At 55.3% G+C, this 15,931-nt stretch carries 16 protein-coding genes and 1 tRNA gene; 11 read left to right on the top strand and 6 right to left on the bottom strand.

Going from position 1 to position 15,931, the window contains the following annotated elements; translation table 11 throughout:
* Positions 1-58: 58 nt before the first annotated feature.
* Positions 59-1,654 (bottom strand): NAD+ synthase, encoded by a 1,596-nt coding sequence (locus tag DKK66_RS19240; RefSeq protein WP_131360643.1) that lies wholly within the window; start codon positions 1,652-1,654, stop codon positions 59-61.
* A gap of 73 nt (positions 1,655-1,727) precedes the next feature.
* On the opposite strand from DKK66_RS19240, the gene DKK66_RS19235 reads away from it, so the two are divergent.
* Entirely contained in the window at positions 1,728-2,858 is a 1,131-nt protein-coding gene (locus DKK66_RS19235; RefSeq protein WP_242673525.1) for a GNAT family N-acetyltransferase, read from the top strand.
* Positions 2,859-2,921: 63 nt separating this feature from the next.
* Positions 2,922-3,012: transfer RNA gene (locus DKK66_RS19230), tRNA-Ser, on the top strand.
* An 848-nt stretch (positions 3,013-3,860) separates the two neighbouring features.
* Here DKK66_RS19230 and DKK66_RS19225 read toward each other — a convergent pair.
* On the bottom strand, positions 3,861-4,463 hold the full coding sequence (locus tag DKK66_RS19225) for a helix-turn-helix domain-containing protein (RefSeq protein WP_131360641.1): 603 nt from the start codon (positions 4,461-4,463) through the stop codon (positions 3,861-3,863).
* A gap of 43 nt (positions 4,464-4,506) precedes the next feature.
* On the opposite strand from DKK66_RS19225, the gene DKK66_RS19220 reads away from it, so the two are divergent.
* The 3 genes from DKK66_RS19220 to DKK66_RS19210 are packed head-to-tail and all read left to right on the top strand — an operon-like array spanning position 4,507 to position 6,527.
* Positions 4,507-5,196, top strand: coding sequence for a B3/4 domain-containing protein (locus tag DKK66_RS19220; RefSeq protein ID WP_131360639.1), 690 nt, complete (start codon positions 4,507-4,509; stop codon positions 5,194-5,196).
* 23 nt (positions 5,197-5,219) lie between these two features.
* Entirely contained in the window at positions 5,220-5,837 is a 618-nt protein-coding gene (locus DKK66_RS19215) for a LysE family translocator (protein ID WP_131360637.1), read from the top strand.
* A gap of 45 nt (positions 5,838-5,882) precedes the next feature.
* The gene (locus tag DKK66_RS19210; protein ID WP_124645559.1) at positions 5,883-6,527 is read left to right on the top strand and encodes an FMN-binding negative transcriptional regulator; all 645 of its coding nucleotides are present in this window, start codon (positions 5,883-5,885) and stop codon (positions 6,525-6,527) included.
* A gap of 195 nt (positions 6,528-6,722) precedes the next feature.
* On the opposite strand, the gene DKK66_RS19205 is transcribed toward DKK66_RS19210, so the two are convergent.
* Together DKK66_RS19205 and DKK66_RS19200 are read right to left on the bottom strand one after the other, a co-directional pair.
* A complete protein-coding gene (locus DKK66_RS19205; RefSeq protein ID WP_131360635.1) occupies positions 6,723-7,553 on the bottom strand; it encodes a DNA cytosine methyltransferase in 831 nt (276 codons plus the stop codon).
* On the bottom strand, positions 7,525-7,716 hold the full coding sequence (locus tag DKK66_RS19200; protein WP_131361102.1) for a Com family DNA-binding transcriptional regulator: 192 nt from the start codon (positions 7,714-7,716) through the stop codon (positions 7,525-7,527). The genes DKK66_RS19205 and DKK66_RS19200 overlap by 29 nt, the downstream gene beginning before the upstream one ends.
* Positions 7,717-8,130: 414 nt before the next feature.
* On the opposite strand from DKK66_RS19200, the gene DKK66_RS20255 reads away from it, so the two are divergent.
* Positions 8,131-8,283, top strand: a complete 153-nt coding sequence (locus DKK66_RS20255) for a hypothetical protein (protein ID WP_165494236.1) — start codon at positions 8,131-8,133, stop codon at positions 8,281-8,283.
* 31 nt (positions 8,284-8,314) lie between these two features.
* On the opposite strand, the gene DKK66_RS19195 is transcribed toward DKK66_RS20255, so the two are convergent.
* On the bottom strand, positions 8,315-8,992 hold the full coding sequence (locus DKK66_RS19195; RefSeq protein ID WP_131360633.1) for a TetR/AcrR family transcriptional regulator: 678 nt from the start codon (positions 8,990-8,992) through the stop codon (positions 8,315-8,317).
* Positions 8,993-9,303: 311 nt separating this feature from the next.
* Positions 9,304-10,320, bottom strand: a complete 1,017-nt coding sequence (locus DKK66_RS19190; RefSeq protein WP_131360631.1) for an AraC family transcriptional regulator — start codon at positions 10,318-10,320, stop codon at positions 9,304-9,306.
* A gap of 283 nt (positions 10,321-10,603) precedes the next feature.
* On the opposite strand from DKK66_RS19190, the gene DKK66_RS19185 reads away from it, so the two are divergent.
* The 5 genes from DKK66_RS19185 (at position 10,604) to DKK66_RS19165 (ending at position 15,928) form a co-directional block, all read left to right on the top strand.
* A complete protein-coding gene (locus DKK66_RS19185; RefSeq protein ID WP_131360629.1) occupies positions 10,604-11,353 on the top strand; it encodes an electron transfer flavoprotein subunit beta/FixA family protein in 750 nt (249 codons plus the stop codon).
* A 3-nt stretch (positions 11,354-11,356) separates the two neighbouring features.
* Complete coding sequence (locus DKK66_RS19180; protein WP_131360627.1) at positions 11,357-12,292, top strand: electron transfer flavoprotein subunit alpha/FixB family protein; 936 nt, start codon at positions 11,357-11,359, stop codon at positions 12,290-12,292.
* Positions 12,293-12,645: 353 nt separating this feature from the next.
* Positions 12,646-13,776 (top strand): acyl-CoA dehydrogenase family protein, encoded by a 1,131-nt coding sequence (locus DKK66_RS19175; RefSeq protein ID WP_131360625.1) that lies wholly within the window; start codon positions 12,646-12,648, stop codon positions 13,774-13,776.
* A complete protein-coding gene (locus DKK66_RS19170) occupies positions 13,773-15,146 on the top strand; it encodes an acyl-CoA dehydrogenase family protein (RefSeq protein WP_131360623.1) in 1,374 nt (457 codons plus the stop codon). Before DKK66_RS19175 ends, DKK66_RS19170 begins: the two co-directional genes overlap by 4 nt.
* Positions 15,147-15,148: 2 nt before the next feature.
* A complete protein-coding gene (locus DKK66_RS19165; RefSeq protein WP_131360621.1) occupies positions 15,149-15,928 on the top strand; it encodes an acetoacetate decarboxylase family protein in 780 nt (259 codons plus the stop codon).
* Positions 15,929-15,931 lie beyond the last annotated feature (3 nt).

Here is a 15,931-nt window from a genome sequence, read left to right as displayed (position 1 = left end):
TCATTTGTTATGTAATGGAGGTGCATACGGGCTGCATGGCTGTGCAGCCCGCCAGACTTCAGCTGAACTTGTTGGTGATGGGGTAGCGCCAGTCCTTGCCAAAACCACGCTGGGTGACACGCGGGCCCACCGGTGCCTGGCGGCGTTTGTACTCGTTGATTTTCAGCAGACGCACCACCTTGCGCACATCGGCTTCGGCAAAGCCATCGGCAATGATCTGTTCGGCCGACAGGTTTTCTTCCACATAGCGCGCCATGATGGCATCCAGCACTTCATAGGGTGGCAGGCTGTCCTGGTCTTTCTGATCCGGACGCAGCTCGGCAGACGGCGGGCGGGTGATGATGCGCTCCGGAATGATTTCACCCTGGGTATTGCGCCAGCGGCACAGGGCAAATACCAGGGTCTTGGCCACATCCTTCAGCACGGCAAAGCCGCCAGCCATGTCGCCGTACAGCGTGCAGTAGCCGGTGGTCATTTCCGACTTGTTGCCGGTGGTCAGCACCAGCTTGCCGGTTTTGTTGGACAGCGCCATCAGCAAGGTACCGCGAATGCGTGCCTGCAGGTTTTCTTCGGTGGTGTCTTCCGCCAGGCCGTTGAAATTGGCAGCCAGCGCATTCATGAAGCTTTCGTACATCGGCCAGATTTCAATTTCGTCATACTTCACGCCCACCCGGCCTATCATGTCGCGCGAATCAATGACGGAAATATCGGCGGTATAGCGCGAGGGCATCATCACCGCATGCACCTTGTCCGCGCCCAGTGCATCCACGGCAATGGCCAGTGTCAGGGCCGAGTCGATGCCGCCGGACAGCCCCAGCAGCACGCCGGGGAAGCCGTTTTTGCTGATGTAGTCGCGCACACCCACCACCAGCGCGCGGTACACGCTTTCCAGCGGGTCGGGCAGGGTGGCCTTGGCGGGAGCGGCTTGCAGATCGCCCGCAGCAAAATCCACCAGCAGCAATTCGTCATCATAGGCGGCGGCCTGGGCAACCACTTCGCCAGCCTTGTTGACGGCAAAGGACGCGCCATCAAATACCAGCTCGTCCTGACCGCCTACCAGGTTGACATAGGCAAAGGGCAGGCCGGTTTCTTCGCTGCGGTAGCGCAGCACCTCGTGCCGGGTTTCAATCTTGTTGCGATGGAAAGGCGAGGCATTGAGTACCACCACCACATCCGCCCCGGCGTCGGCGGCCTCGGCAGCAGGGTCTACCGACCATACATCCTCGCAAATCAGCACGCCCACCTTGTGTTCGCCCTGCTGGAACACCAGTGGCGTGGCACCCGGAGTAAAGTAGCGGCACTCGTCAAACACTTCGTTATTGGGCAGCAGCATCTTGTGATACTGGCCAAGGCGGTTGCCGTCGCGCAGCACGGTGGCCGCATTGAAACGTTCATGACCCAGCTTGACCGGATGGCCAATCACCAGCGTAATGCCATCCAGCTCCAGCAACTGGTCCATGGCGGCCGAACAGGCCTGATAGAAGCTGTCACGCAGCAGCAGGTCTTCCGGGCTGTAGCCGGTGAGCGCCAGCTCCGGCGTCACCAGCACATCCGCCCCCTGGGCGATGGCAGCCTGGGCCAGATCGAGAATTTTTCGGGTATTGCCGGCGATATCGCCAACAACGGGGTTGAACTGAGCGAGCGCAATACGCATGTTGAACACAACCATGGGTTTGGATAGTGTCGATTTTACCCCAAGAATGCGCACTTGCCCGAAAGGAAACCACGTGAATCTGCAACTGGCCGATCAACTCAATGCCCTGGATGCGGCAGAATGGGACCGCCTTGCCGCAAATGCCGGCCTGTTCATGCAGCGGCAATGGTTGACCGCCCTGCATGACAGCGGCTGTGCCACCGCGGCCACCGGCTGGCAGCCCTTGCCCATCTGGAGCGAGCAGCACGGCCAGCTGCAAGGCCTGGCACCCGCCTGGCTCAAAAGCCATTCGCGTGGCGAATACGTGTTTGACTGGGCCTGGGCCGAAGCCTGGCAACGCGCCGGGCTGGACTACTATCCCAAGCTGCTGCTGGCTTCACCCTTCACCCCGGTTACCGGTCAGCGCCTGCTGGGGCAGGGCGAAGCCAGAGCCGCGCTCATCGGCGGCCTGCAACAAGTGGTGGCGGATTATCAACTCTCATCGGCCCATGTCCTGTTTCCTGTGGCAGAAGAACTGATGCTATTGCAGCAGGCCGGCTGGCTGGTTCGCCACGGTGTGCAGTTTCACTGGCAAAACCAGGGCTATGCCGATTTCGATGCTTTTCTGGCAGCACTGTCGCAAAGCAAGCGCAAGAAAATCCGTCAGGAGCGGCGCAAGGTGCGTGATGCCGGCATCAGCATACAAGTACTGTGCGGTGCAGAAATTACTGATCTGCACTGGCAGTTTTTTGAACGCTGCTACCGCCAGACCTATCTGGAACACCGCTCGCCGCCGTATCTCAATCTGGACTTCTTCCGCATGGCAGGTCGTTTACTGCCCAGCCACTGCGTTCTGTTCATCGCCAGAAGGGGAGATCAGCCCATTGCCGCCAGCTGGTGCCTGCAAGACGGCAGCACGCTTTATGGCCGTTACTGGGGTGCGCTGGAAAGCGTGGACTGCCTGCATTTCGAGCTGTGCTATTACAGCGGAATCGAATACGCCATCCAGCAAGGGCTGCAATGTTTCGAAGGCGGCGCGCAAGGCGAACACAAACTGGCCCGTGGTTTTACCCCGGTCATCACCCACTCGGCCCACTGGATTGCCCACCCGCAATTTCGTCGTGCCATTGCCGACTGGCTGGCACGTGAGCGCGCTGCCATCGCCGATTATCACACCACGCTTTTTTTGCATGACGCTTACAAAAAGCCTTGCACAGCCGCTTAAGGGCTTATATACTGCGCAGCCTCTGAGGCCGAAACGCAGTAAACACAGCCTCAGCAGCCATCTGGAGAGGTGGATGAGTGGTTTAAGTCGCACGCCTGGAAAGCGTGTTCAGGGTAATACCCTGACGGGGGTTCGAATCCCCCCCTCTCCGCCAAACACCCCTAAAGTGTTGTTTTTACAGTAAATTCAGGTTCTGCAAGGCTTTTTTGCCCCTGAGTTCTACACAACACTCCTACACATTGGCGATAAGAGTTCAGTTTTTTTCTTGGCTTCCTATACTCTGGATCGGAACTCAATGAACGATGCCAATGTTACTGTAGCGTCGCAGCCTAATTTGCACATTTTCGCGCAACTTTTTGCACAGCTCACTTCACAAGGGATGTGCAAATTGGCCTGCAAAAGAAGCTAGGTTCTACCCCCGAAGATCACCAGACTGATCGTGTCGTAATCGGATAAGGAAGTCGTTCCGCCAGGTCCGGTCACAATCTCCACGTAGTCAACAGTCATTCCCCCTCCACGTGCTCGCAAGATACCGTTCGCATCAGTCATGCTGGCTCCTGTTGGAGACCCGGCCACGATGTAGTTGATGCTTGCCATCTTGGTAGTAAAGTAAACGCGGTAACGACCTGTGGTGATCTTGGTAATGCTGGTGTAACTTTGCGGCAGTTTTGGCACTCGTTTGCACTTTTATTGTCACCGCCAATTTGCAGGGTTTTTGTCACTTTTTGCGCTTTTTTTGGCACTGGGTCGCAAAAATCTAACGCTTCCTTACTGCTACCCTTTCCTGTGATGGAGGAGGGTAGTCAAGTCCTGGTTCTCCGTTCTCTACTACTACCTGCAAATGAAAACACCTTGCCTCAAGGCAGGGTGTCGTGTCCGTAGTTCGGCCTAAGCGGTCAGTTGCATTTGCTCGTCTTGCGTTCCGCTTTCATTAGGAAACCGGCCACCAAGTTGGCCGGTTCATAAAAGAACAATGCAATCCGTGGATTACCTGACACCTTGTCATGAACCAGGCTCAGCAACCGTCATGGTAAATATCAGCAAGCCATCGCCATGATTAGCGTAATGATGCGGTGCATCGGTACGGGCCACCGCAGCATTGCCAGCGCTTATGGTTGTCACCGTATCTGCCACGCACAATTCCAATACGCCTTGTTCAACATGGAACAGTTCAAATGTGCCATGCGGGTGACCAGGGGAGGTAAATACCTCTCCAGGATGCATTTCCCAGCGCCACAACTCCACCATGTCCGGGCCACTGGTTCCTGCCAGCAAACGTGCGCTGCCTCCTGCTGGCCCCGTCCAGAGCACCGGAATGTCCTGTTGTTCGATTACATGAATCGATGGAGTGCTGGCTACATTCACAATGTCTGCAACGGAAATGCCCAAGGCGGCTGCCAGTTTGCAAAGGATGGCAATACTGGGATTGGCATTGCCCTTTTCGATTTCCACCAGCATGCCCTTGCTGACCCCGGCCCGGCGCGAGAGCTCATCCAGGGACAGTTTCTGCTCTTTGCGATGCTGCTTGAGTCGAGCCGCGAGGGCAGCACTGATTGTTTCCGCATCTGAACCCGGATCGGTCGGTATATTGACTATTTTGGACATTGGTCGGTAATATGGAATGAAACGGTCAGTAAAGGATACCTCAATGTCGGCATTTTTACCTTCAATCAGCCCGGAAATTGCTTCAATTGCACCAGGATTTCGAGCCGTCAGCATTCGTGTGGCAGCAGCCGATCTGGCTGTGCCCGAGTTTGGTACACAGCAGTTACAGGCGGCTTGTGGCTTTGTACAGACAGGAGGTCCTACATGGGCGGATGAGCATTTGCAAGCATGGGCCGAGGTTTTCCGTACCTTTGGTGCCAAGCCTCAGCGCACGCCGTGTTCGGCCGAGGCCTTGCGCAAACGTGTATTGAAAGATGGCGGCTTGCCTGCCATTGACCCTGTTGTTGATCTCTACAATGCCATCAGCTTGCGCTACGCCATTCCGGTTGGAGGTGAAAATCTGTCGGCTTACATCGGCTCCCCCCGCCTCGTTATTGCCGATGGCAGCGAGCTGTTTGACACCATGAAGGCAGGCGAGCCGGCAACCGAGTCACCAGAGGTCGGGGAAGTGATCTGGCGTGATGACGCAGGCGTCACCTGCCGGCGTTGGAATTGGAGACAAGGCGTCAGAACCAGGCTCAGCGCCACTGATCAACACATGTGGTTCATTCTGGAAAGCCTGCCGCAAATGCCGCTCGAGGCACTGCACCAAGCGGGTGAAGAACTGATGCAAGGTATAGCACACATGATGCCGGGTTCGGTGATTGACTCCCATCTGATTACCTTGTCTTGATTTCAGCGGAGAATTAAACAGCCATGTTGCTTTCATTCCCATTTTTGCTGGCGGCGGTATTACTGGCCATCATCCCAGGACCCGGCATTGCTTATGTTGCAGCCAGGACAGTGTCAGGGGGAAAGGCAGAAGGTATTTCCTCTTCACTTGGTACTGCGCTAGGTGGCATGGTGCATGTCATGGCGGCGGCGCTGGGATTGTCATTGCTGATTGTCAGTTCGCCACTGGCCTATGGCTTGCTCAAATATCTTGGCGCAGCTTACTTGATCTATCTGGGCTACAAGACCTGGAATGCACCGGCAAGTAGCAGCAATACTGCAGCGGACCAGGGGCATGGTGTATGGAAGGCTTTTCGGGACGGTATCGTGGTTGAAGCCATGAATATCAAGACAGCCATGTTCTTTCTGGCCTTCATCCCGCAATTCATCCAGCCACAACAATCAGCCACAGTCCAGTTTGTCTTGATGGGTTCGGTATGTGTCCTATTGAATACCAGCGCAGACCTGATTGCCGTCTTTCTTGCTCATCAACTGGTATCCGGCAGCAGTGGCAAAGCACTTCGTGCCAGACTCATGACACGTGTCTCAGGCTCAATTATGGTCGTGCTGGGCTTGATGGTTGCGTTGGCGAGTCATTCATGAACGAATGTGGTGCAATTGCCCTGATGGCAGCAAATGGAGATATCTATGTACTTGCCAGAACACTTTGCTCAGACGGACATTTCAGCTCTGCATGACACCATTACTGCACACCCATTTGGTAGCCTGATCACACACGGGACATCCGGGCTGGACGCCAATCACTTGCCATTCGAACTATTGCGCAACGAGGGAACACTGGGGGTGCTCAATGCACACATCGCCAGACGAAACCCCTTGTGTAGTGAAGTAAGTGATGGAGATGACGTCCTGGTGACATTCCGGGCGGCGGATGCTTATGTATCACCCCATTACTATCCCAGCAAACAGGAAACTCAGCGCCAGGTTCCAACCTGGAACTACATGGTAGTGCATGCCCATGGACAGATCCGCTTTATCGACGATGACAAGTTTCTGAGAGCCGTGGTAGGTAGGCTGACCAAAATGCATGAAGGCAAGCAGCCTGTCCCTTGGAAAATGGCAGATGCGCCACCGGACTATCTGCAAGATCTGCTGAAAAATATTGTCGGTATTCAGATTGGCATTACCCGTTTAATCGGAAAAAACAAGCTGGGACAGGATGAGGAATTAAAAGATATGCGAGGAGCCGGGCAGGCGCTCCAGCTGGAAAGCTTCACTGATAGTCATGTCATTGGTAGCGCAATGTTGGAACTGGCGAGGCAAAGAAAATAGCGCACACTAGAATCTTGATATTTTTTTGTAACCACTGGCTTGTATTGCCTCTTCTTTCGCCTCACAGAGCACGAGAACGACTGAAAATCTTACAAAAGCGGAAGCTAATAATCTGGCGGTGAATGACCGCTAAGGCCGACATCCACCCAAACAGAAGGGGGCCTTTGCCCCCTTCATCCTGATTACCCTCCAGCCCTACGCATAAGTCCCCCTCAGCTTCCGGGCGATCCATTCCACGACTTGCGGCACAACGGCGTTGCCGGCAGCTTGAGCCTCTGCAAAGTTGGTCGCATCCAGTCCCAGGCGAAGCCCATGATGCTCAGACGCTCTGGCCCGCTCAGCCATCGAATCCCGTCCGTCGGCTTGAGCGATGAGGCCTGCACCATGGATAGGGATCTGGCTGGGGGCCTGTCCGGCAAGTAGTGTAGGGAAAGGCTTGAGCCCGGATTGTTGCGCTGGCGGCGTGCCAGGAACAGCTGCCATTGGGCTGGCGTCAGCCAGCAGCTCGATGGGGGGATGCTCGTGAAGACCGGCAATAATGAATACGCGACGGCGTTTTGTGGGGACTCCGAAGCATGAAGCATCCAGCACCCGCCAGCATCCCAGATACCCGCATTCGGCAAGCGTGGAAATGACTGTCTGGAAGTCCTGGCCATCTCGGCAAGAGAGCAGCCCCGTGACGTTTTCAAGGACCAGCCAGCGAGGCTGTAACTCGCGGGCGAGGCGGCAGACTTCAAAGAACAGGCCAGAGCGCTGGCCGGCCAGGCCTTGCCGGGCTCCCATGGTGGAGAGGTCCTGGCAGGGAAAGCCGCCGACCAGGACGTCAACGGCGCCAAGGTTGTGGGCGCCGACGGTGCGCACGTCGTCGAACTGGCGAGCGTGGGGGAAACGGTCGGCGAGGACGGCGCGGCAGACGGGGTTGATTTCGACTTGCCAGGCGGTGGTGAAACCGGCGTTTTCAAAGCCGATGTCGAAGCCGCCGATGCCGGCGAACAGGCTACCGATGGTGGGGTGTGGGCCATGCATGTGCTTCCTTTGCAGTGGCGTGCGATGACGCGCTGGCAGGAGGCTCGGCGGCCTTCAGGTGATTGTGTGCCCGGCAGCGCGGGCATTTGATGCTGAGGACCAGCACGTGGCCCTCGGCGAGTTTGCGGCCGCAATGGCCGCAGCGGATTTCGGGTAGTGACATCGGCAAGGTGGACAAAGACCCGTTTTGCTGGACTGTCCCGTTTGCCTGGCAGCGAGCGGTATGAATGCTGGCCCTGGCCGGATAGCTAGCAAAGCAGGGATATGAATAAAGGTACACCCGGGTGGGTACGTTGCTTTGTATTCACTCGTCTTATGACCAAACCGCGCTGCGGGGTGATACTTGTGATTGTTTTCGGTCGAGGCTATCAGTCAGGTCAGAATCAAGAATAGCTGTTTTCGTTAAGAAAGCAGCCCTCTGCGTATCTGGCAAATCAGGATGATTCAAATTCTTTCACGTTGCTGCTAAATTTTCCAATCATAATTCCTGAAATAAACATAAAAAGTCCGATACTCTGAAATATGATTCGTCGCTAAATGTTACCATTTTCTGGTAATGTTAATGGAGTAACGAGTCATGATCATGGCAGCCCCTTTGGCCGCAATTGTTGCAATCGCAATGTTCTTTGGTATTACGCATGATGTCGATGCAGCCAAGCAGCAAGATGGCAGGCCGCATGTTCTGGAGATGCAAAAATCTACTGAAACGAACGTCGGGTCCGGTCAGTAGACAATCATGTATGGCATGTTTGCTGCTGAATTTATTGAGGTGATGTAAATAGAGTGGCAGTTGATGGCGGTTCGGCTAGAAAGACAGAGTCACATTTGCACTGCCATTCTTTGTTTAAAGTTGGATAAATGAATTTCAGCATGTAATGACGCCCAGCCGATATGATTTCAGTGCTGGGGCGTGTGGGCATGTTCAATATCTGCATACTTAGCCATGCTTCCTGGAGTAGGCTGAATTGTCTGGCCAGTAAATCAAGATCCTGCTGCTGAATATTGAATATTCCAAAATCATATAATTTCTGGAAAAATCTGCTGGCCGGCAATTCGATATTGCTATGCTCAGTGGCAAAGTATGTGGATTTGATATTTTCATTGAATGGAAACATTCCGAATTTTCCATGCATGATGAATCTATATTCCCAGCGTAATCCTATGATATCTTCTAGTAGTTGGATAATGCTGCCAAATTCCACGCTGTTGGAAATGCTTCGCTGGATTATCTCATTAAATTCATTTGTATATCTGCGTGCCAATTCGAGAATGATTTCATCTTTGCTACCATAATGGTAATAAAGATTTCCTGTGCTCAAGTCAAGCTGTTGCGCAATGTGATTGGTTGTGACATTTCTTTCTCCTTGCTTGTTAAACATCTCCAGACTTTTCTTGATAATCAGCTCTGGTGTGTTTCGATTTTTCCTGGTTTTTCTCATGGCTTGACTGTCCGGCGTAGAGGTATCGGCAAGGGCAGCTTAGGTGAGATGGATTTTCTCAATCTGCTGTGTTTGCAAACATGATGATGGATCAAACAGTGCTTCATGCGAGTAAGCATCTGTTTGAGGGTTTGTTTGCAATATAGGCCAGAATGCAAGCAATGAATGTATGGATGGCAGACAAAAAATCACTGTGAGAGGACAATCTTGCAATAAGCCTCGCAAAAAAAACCGGAAAATGGCTGTCATATTACAATGATTTGTTAAACCCGGGTGAACTCAGCTGAGTCAGGTGTATATCGCGCCTTGTCTTAAACGCCGCCTTCATTTGTCCTTTTGAAGGATAGTGGTGTTTTGCCCGTCATTCTGCGGAACGCCGCAATGAAGGAAGAGGAAGAGGCATACCCCAGTCGGTGTGAGGTTTCATCTACTGACAAATTCAGCGCCGACAGGTATTCCTCTGCCAGGGCACAACGTACTTCATCCCTAAGTTTGATGAAGGAAGTGCCTTCTTCGTCCAGCTGCCTGCGTAGCGTGCGTGAAGTCATGAAAAACATGGCAGCCATTTTTTCCATGTCCATATGAATGTCATTGATCAGTTTGGCCCTGACTCTGGCCGCCAGGCCAATGCGCGAACAATATCTTTCTATAAGCTTTGCGCATTGATCTTCGCATTGCTGCAGCGTCAGCGGGTTGGCCTGCCTTATGGGCTGTTGCATCTTGTTCTTGTCAAAATGGGCCAGGGTGATTTTCTTGTTAAAGCCTACCCGGCTACCAAAAAATTCAATATAGGGCTGTGGGTTCGATGGGGTAGGGATGGCAAGACTGGTTTGAACCAGAATACTGTCTACCTCCAGCAGTTCCCTTTGAATGGTTATCAGCGCGGTGATATCGCGTTCCAGGCAGAACTTCCTCAGCTCTGCAGGCAGATGATCGGCACTGATTTTGACACGAACTTCCTGTTCTGTTTCTTCAATGGAGAACTGACAGAATGCAAAAGTAAGATTGAAGTAACGCAGGGCAAGCTCAAGTGCAATCTTCAGATTTGGACTGCTTACCATGGCAAACCCGAGCATGCCAAAAGTGGTGAAATGATAGCGCTGGCCAGCTGATAGCCCCAGGTTTTTCTCACCAGGGAGCAGGGTGACGATATTTCTGATCACACGTAATTCTTGCTCTCCGGTCACAATGAAAGCAGCATCATTCAGGTTGGAATGTTTTATTCCGGTACCGCTCAGGCATTTTTTTTCGTCAATACTGTAATCCATTCCCAGTTCCACCAGCAGCTTTATGCCAGCGATATTGCGTCCAAAATTCCAGTCATTCATGGTGGGCTGTCCGTTTTTAATAATTTTTAATCCGCTAACCAAGGTTGCGTTGGAAGGAGTTAGTGGTAATTTGCTGCTTACAGGGATAGTAATTTTCGTGCTTTTAGAAATGTGGCATGCCCTGTCATGGGTGGATTCAGTCAACTAGATTGATGCAAGCGGCCAGGCTGTTTGTATCTGGGCTGATCTTGGCTTGCAGGAAGCATTAGTAATAACAAGAGTGATGACTTGGCCAGCGGGAGGATTGAGTCAGTCACTTGAAACCAGTGAGGACATAATGCTTGTGAAAATACTAGTAGGTGTCAAACGCGTTGTCGATTACAACGTGAAGGTTCGCGTAAAGGCCGACGGTTCTGATGTGGATATCGCCAACGTCAAGATGTCGATGAACCCCTTTGACGAAATCGCGGTAGAAGAAGCCGTCCGTCTGAAAGAAGCCGGCAAGGCCAGCGAAATCGTGGTCGTGTCCATGGGTGTCAAGCAGTGCGAGGAAACCCTGCGCACCGCCCTGGCCATGGGTGCCGACCGCGCCATCCTGGTGGAAACCGAAACCGAACTGCAGCCCCTGGCCGTGGCCAAGCTGCTGAAAGCCGTTGCTGACAAGGAACAGCCGCAGCTGCTGATCGTCGGCAAGCAAGCCATTGACGATGATGCCAACCAGACCGGCCAGATGGCTGCTGCCTTGCTGGGCTGGGCACAAGGCACCTTCGCCTCCAGGGTGGATGTCGCTGCCGAAACCGTGGACGTGATCCGCGAAATCGACGGTGGCCTGGAAACCGTCAAGCTGCGTCTGCCGGCCGTTGTTACCGCCGACCTGCGCCTGAACGAGCCGCGCTTCATCAAGCTGCCCAACATCATGGCCGCCAAGAAGAAGCCGCTGGACAAGACCAGCCCGGCCGACCTGGGTGTGGACGTCACGCCGCGCCTGAAAACGCTGAAAGTGGCCGAACCGGCCAAGCGCTCTGCCGGCATCAAGGTAGCCAACGCTGCCGAGCTGGTAGCCAAACTGAAAAACGACGCAAAGGTGCTGTAAGCCATGGCCATTCTCGTTATCGCTGAACACGACAACCAGAGCCTGAAAGCAGGCACCCTGAATACCGTAACCGCCGCTGCCAAGCTGGGCGAAGTACACGTACTGGTGGCCGGCCACAACGCCGCTGCTGCTGCCGATGCGGCCAAGAGCGTGGCTGGTGTGAGCAAGGTACTGCTTGCTGAAGCTGCCCAGTACGCCCATGGCCTGGCCGAATCACTGTCCGCCCTGGTGGTGGAAGTGGCCAAGGGCTACAGCCATGTACTGGCTCCGGCCAGCTCCTTTGGCAAGAACCTGCTGCCGCGCGTGGCTGCCTTGCTGGATGTGGCACAGATTTCCGAAATCACCGCCATCGAATCCGCTGACACCTTCGTACGCCCGGTGTATGCCGGCAACGTGCTGGCCACCGTGCAATCGGCCGATGCCATCAAGGTAATCACCGTACGTACCACCGCTTTCGACGCTGCTGCCGCTCAGGGTGGCTCTGCCGCCGTGGAAAGCGTGGCTGCTGTGGCTGATGCACAGCTGTCCAGCTTTGTCGGCCAGGAACTGACCAAGTCTGACCGTCCGGAACTGGGCGCTGCCAAGATCATCGTATCCGGTGGTCGTGCCCTGGGTTCGGAAGAGCAGTTCAAGTCCGTGATCGAACCGCTGGCTGACAAGCTGGGCGCTGCCGTAGGTGCTTCCCGCGCGGCGGTTGACGCTGGCTACGCACCGAACGACTACCAGGTTGGCCAGACCGGCAAGGTGGTTGCGCCGCAACTGTACTTCGCCGTGGGCATTTCCGGTGCCATCCAGCATCTGGCCGGCATGAAGGACTCCAAGGTGATCGTGGCGATCAACAAGGACGAAGAAGCGCCGATCTTCCAGGTGGCCGATTACGGCATCGTGGGTGACCTGTTCACCGTGGTGCCGGAACTGCTGGTGGAATTATCCAGATAAGCCATTCTCCCTGCACGGGTGTCAGTCACACGTCTGACGCCTGTGCAGCAAACGTATCCAAAATTGAGCCTAAGTCCCTATCTCTCCTCCTGTTCGGTCAGCAACCGTTCTGACCAGCGCCTCCCATCCACTGATTCAAGTGCCTGATTCAAACCTGCAGCATGAGAAGGCCGCAACCAGCCACCTGCGCCCAGGTATCGGGCACTGCTGCTGTCGCGGTTGTCTCCAGTCATGTTGGCGATTGTCCGGCAAAAAAGATTTTATGACCGTGGCCGCTATACGGAGTGAAGGGACTTCCTTGTTAAGTTGATGACACGTAGTTGACAGCAAAACAAAACAAGGAGGAGGAAACGATGACAATCGAGATGGAAGATGTCGACGGCTTGCTGGCTGAAGTCGCCATCTTTGCCCGGGAACGGATTGCTCCGGGATCTGAACGCCCAGAAATACCTGTTAGCCTGGATGTTCTGCTCGCGCTGAGTAATGAAGCAAGCGAGATGGGTCTGCTGCCGCTTGGTCAGGAAGAGCCCGGTTTTTCACTGTGGGAGGATGTCACGGGCAGTGGGGCAATGGCTTTCAATATGGGCTTGTTGCGCCACGTGGGCCATGCAAATGCGGGCCTTGCCTTTGCCTGGCACCGTTATGCGCTGGCCCGGCATGTGATGTCTGCTCTGGGAATCCGGGCGGAGAAGGCGACGGTGCTTGATACCACGCTGCTGAGTACCGGGCATTATGGCTTGGCGCAAGCCAGTCTTGGCCAGTACCTGGCGGGTGAGTGCTCCGGAGAGGACAAACCCAAGCTGCAAGACTGGCTGGACCGCCAAAGCAAGCCCGGCGTGCTGACCGCAGTGCCGGTGTGGCAGTCTGTATTGTGGCCGGTGTGGCAGGAAGGGCGGATTGGATGGCAGCTGGCACCGCGCAGCCGGATGCAGGTGGAGACATTGTCCTCTCAACATGGCTTTGATGACCTGAGCAGCTTTCGTGTTCAGCTGGAGCCGATGGCGGATGTGCCGGTACACGTGGTGCCAAGAGATGACGGGATGTTCTACGCCCGTATGTTGATGCTTGACATGCTGGGTCTGCTGGCCATCGGTGCGGGTGCATTGGCGCGTGCGCAGGATATGACTGTCGATTTCACCAGCGTCCGCCGTCAAGGCGGGAAAGTGATTGCCGGGCATGCCGCCGTCCAGCAGATGCTGGGTGAGCTGGAGATAGCGGTGCAACAGGCTGATGCCGGTATCCAGCGGCTGTCACGCCCGCTGGATAGGCTATCCATGCGGGAAGTGGCAAGCGCCCGCGCCACAACGCATGCCTTGCTCTGTCACGCGGCCAACCAGGCGGTTCAGGCGCATGGTGGTCTTGGCTATATGCGCGATCTGGGTGCTGAAAAAATCGTGCGTGACCAGAACATGTTGAAGTTGCAAGCAGGAGGCACCCGTGAGCTGCCGCTGTTGCTGGCAGGGCTGGGTGAGGTACAAGCATGACACGCATCGCTCATCTTGATGGCCATTTGCCGTTTGATCACCTGCTGTCCCCCCAACTGCACTATCGCAATCTGCCTTTGCTGACACGGCTGGTCAGCAATAGCCCGCTGCCCGATTTGTGGGAAACCGATTTCTCACGCCTTCCGGGTGGGTTAGCCCGCCTGCGCTTGAAGGCAAGACGCTTTGCCGAACAGCATCTGCAGCCACTTTCGGCCGAGATCGACCGCGCACCACACCTGGCCGCCGGGGAATGCCATCCTGCCGTGCAGGCGTTACTGGTTGAAGCCGGTAAAGAGGGCTGGCTGAGTTATTTCCTGCCCGCGCCGTTGGGGAGCCTGCCTTGGGCGGCGACTACCCGGCCACCCATCTGGGCTTGCAGTCTGGTGGTAGAAGAGTTCAGCCGGGCTTGTGGCGGCCTCATGCTGCTGCTGTCCGCCCACCACTTGGGCTGCATGCCCTTGCTGCTCTCCGGCAATATCAAGACCATCATGCGCGAGCTGCTACCGATATATCGCAGCAACCTGCGAGGCGAGCCACATCTTGTCGCCTTTGCCATCACCGAGCCGCAGGCCGGCTCTGATGTGGAAGAAGGTCATGGTGCCGAGCAGTACAAGCCCGGTGTGGTGGCCACCCCGACCGAGGGCGGATATTTGCTCAATGGCCGCAAGTGTTATATCAGCGGCGGAGACCTTGCCAAGAGCATGACGGTCTTTGCAGCGCTGAAAGGCGAGGGGATGGAGTCCTGGACATGCTTCCATGTCGACAGTCACAGCGCGGGCGTTGCGGTACCCCGTACCGAACTGAAAATGGGCATGCGGGCGTCCGGTGCTGCCGAGGTGGAGTTTGTAAACGTGTTTGTTCCTCACCACCGTGTCATCGGAGGGCTGCGCCAGGGGTGGCTGATCAACCGGGCTACGCTCAATACCTCGCGGATTCCGGTGGCGTCCATGGGCGTGGGTTTTGCCCGTGCCGCAACGGAAACTGCCATCCGGTTTGCCCGACAGTACACGCTGGCAGGCAAACCCCTGATCCACTACCAGGATGTACAGCTGCATCTGGCCAGCATGGTGGCCGAGACCCGGGCCATACGCAGCCTGGTGTGGCAGGAGGCGCGACATGCATGGCAACCCAGACAGCTCCATGCCTCGCTCTGCAAGTTCCATGTTACTGATCGCGCGCAGCATGTCTGCGAAATGGCCATGGATCTTCTGGCCGACCATGGCGGTCTGCACGACCAGCGTGTGGAGCAGATATTCCGTGATGTGCGCCTGACCCGGATTTTTGAAGGGACAAACCAGATCAACCGCCTGTCACTCATTGAAGACTGGCAGGGTCATCTTCTGGATGACCGATTTACCGTAGGGGTGTAAGCATGAAACCTTGGGATAGTGATGCGTTTTTCCAATATCCGAGAAACACCGTTTCCACCTCGGAAGGCGAAGTGGAGATGCCCATCCTCTATTACGACAGTTCCCAGTGCATGGCATTCTTCTGGGTTGACTGCGCGCGTGCACAAAGCTTGTTGAGTGATGGGCTGGATGTTGTCCGTTTTGGCCGCAAGGCACTGGCGGTACTGGCGTTTTATCAATACCGAACCACCTCCATCGGCAGTTACAACGAGGTAGGTACCGCCATTGCATGCGTGCCAAAGGGAAGCCGGCAACCGGCAAGGCCACTGCTTTCCTTGTTCAGGTCGGTGGACAAGGGGATTGTCGGTTTCAATGTGATTGACCTGCCGGTCACCACCCCGGCGGCTTGTGCGGCCGGACGTGATATCTGGGGCTATCCGAAGTTTGTGACACCGATTGATTTCTCGCTGCAACAGGGACAGTTCCACGGTGCGGTGCATGATCCTGCGGGTGGTAGTCCGCTATGCAGCCTGTCCGGCAAGATTGGTCCCGGGGTAACTGCCCCTTTGATCAATCTTATTCTCTACTCCGCACACCATGGGCAAATGCTGCGAACCCTGGTCAATATCCGTGCCAAAGGGCCAATGTGTCTGCCAGGCTCGGTCCGCATGCACATTGGCCGCACTAACCATCGCATGGCGGAGAACCTGCGTGCACTGGGACTGCAGGATGCACGACCAGCCTTCATTGCCCACACTGACGGCCTGCAATTGCGTCTGAACGCCGGAGCAGCACTGCCATGAGCA

The sequence above is a fragment of the Aquitalea sp. USM4 genome (assembly GCF_004328945.1).
Classification (GTDB): domain Bacteria; phylum Pseudomonadota; class Gammaproteobacteria; order Burkholderiales; family Chromobacteriaceae; genus Aquitalea; species Aquitalea pelogenes.
Note: the sequence above shows the minus strand (reverse complement) of the source record. Positions and strands in the feature narration are given on the sequence as shown.

Coding starts and splice junctions, on each gene's coding strand:
- DKK66_RS19190 (WP_131360631.1), bottom strand. CDS start 10,320: ATGAATGACTGGAATTTTGGACGCAATATCGCTGGCATAAAGCTGCTG.
- DKK66_RS19170 (WP_131360623.1), top strand. CDS start 13,773: ATGACACGCATCGCTCATCTTGATGGCCATTTGCCGTTTGATCACCTG.
- DKK66_RS20255 (WP_165494236.1), top strand. CDS start 8,131: ATGATCATGGCAGCCCCTTTGGCCGCAATTGTTGCAATCGCAATGTTC.
- DKK66_RS19220 (WP_131360639.1), top strand. CDS start 4,507: ATGTCGGCATTTTTACCTTCAATCAGCCCGGAAATTGCTTCAATTGCA.
- DKK66_RS19180 (WP_131360627.1), top strand. CDS start 11,357: ATGGCCATTCTCGTTATCGCTGAACACGACAACCAGAGCCTGAAAGCA.
- DKK66_RS19205 (WP_131360635.1), bottom strand. CDS start 7,553: ATGCATGGCCCACACCCCACCATCGGTAGCCTGTTCGCCGGCATCGGC.
- DKK66_RS19225 (WP_131360641.1), bottom strand. CDS start 4,463: ATGTCCAAAATAGTCAATATACCGACCGATCCGGGTTCAGATGCGGAA.
- DKK66_RS19210 (WP_124645559.1), top strand. CDS start 5,883: ATGTACTTGCCAGAACACTTTGCTCAGACGGACATTTCAGCTCTGCAT.
- DKK66_RS19215 (WP_131360637.1), top strand. CDS start 5,220: ATGTTGCTTTCATTCCCATTTTTGCTGGCGGCGGTATTACTGGCCATC.
- DKK66_RS19175 (WP_131360625.1), top strand. CDS start 12,646: ATGACAATCGAGATGGAAGATGTCGACGGCTTGCTGGCTGAAGTCGCC.
- DKK66_RS19195 (WP_131360633.1), bottom strand. CDS start 8,992: ATGAGAAAAACCAGGAAAAATCGAAACACACCAGAGCTGATTATCAAG.
- DKK66_RS19165 (WP_131360621.1), top strand. CDS start 15,149: ATGAAACCTTGGGATAGTGATGCGTTTTTCCAATATCCGAGAAACACC.
- DKK66_RS19240 (WP_131360643.1), bottom strand. CDS start 1,654: ATGCGTATTGCGCTCGCTCAGTTCAACCCCGTTGTTGGCGATATCGCC.
- DKK66_RS19200 (WP_131361102.1), bottom strand. CDS start 7,716: ATGTCACTACCCGAAATCCGCTGCGGCCATTGCGGCCGCAAACTCGCC.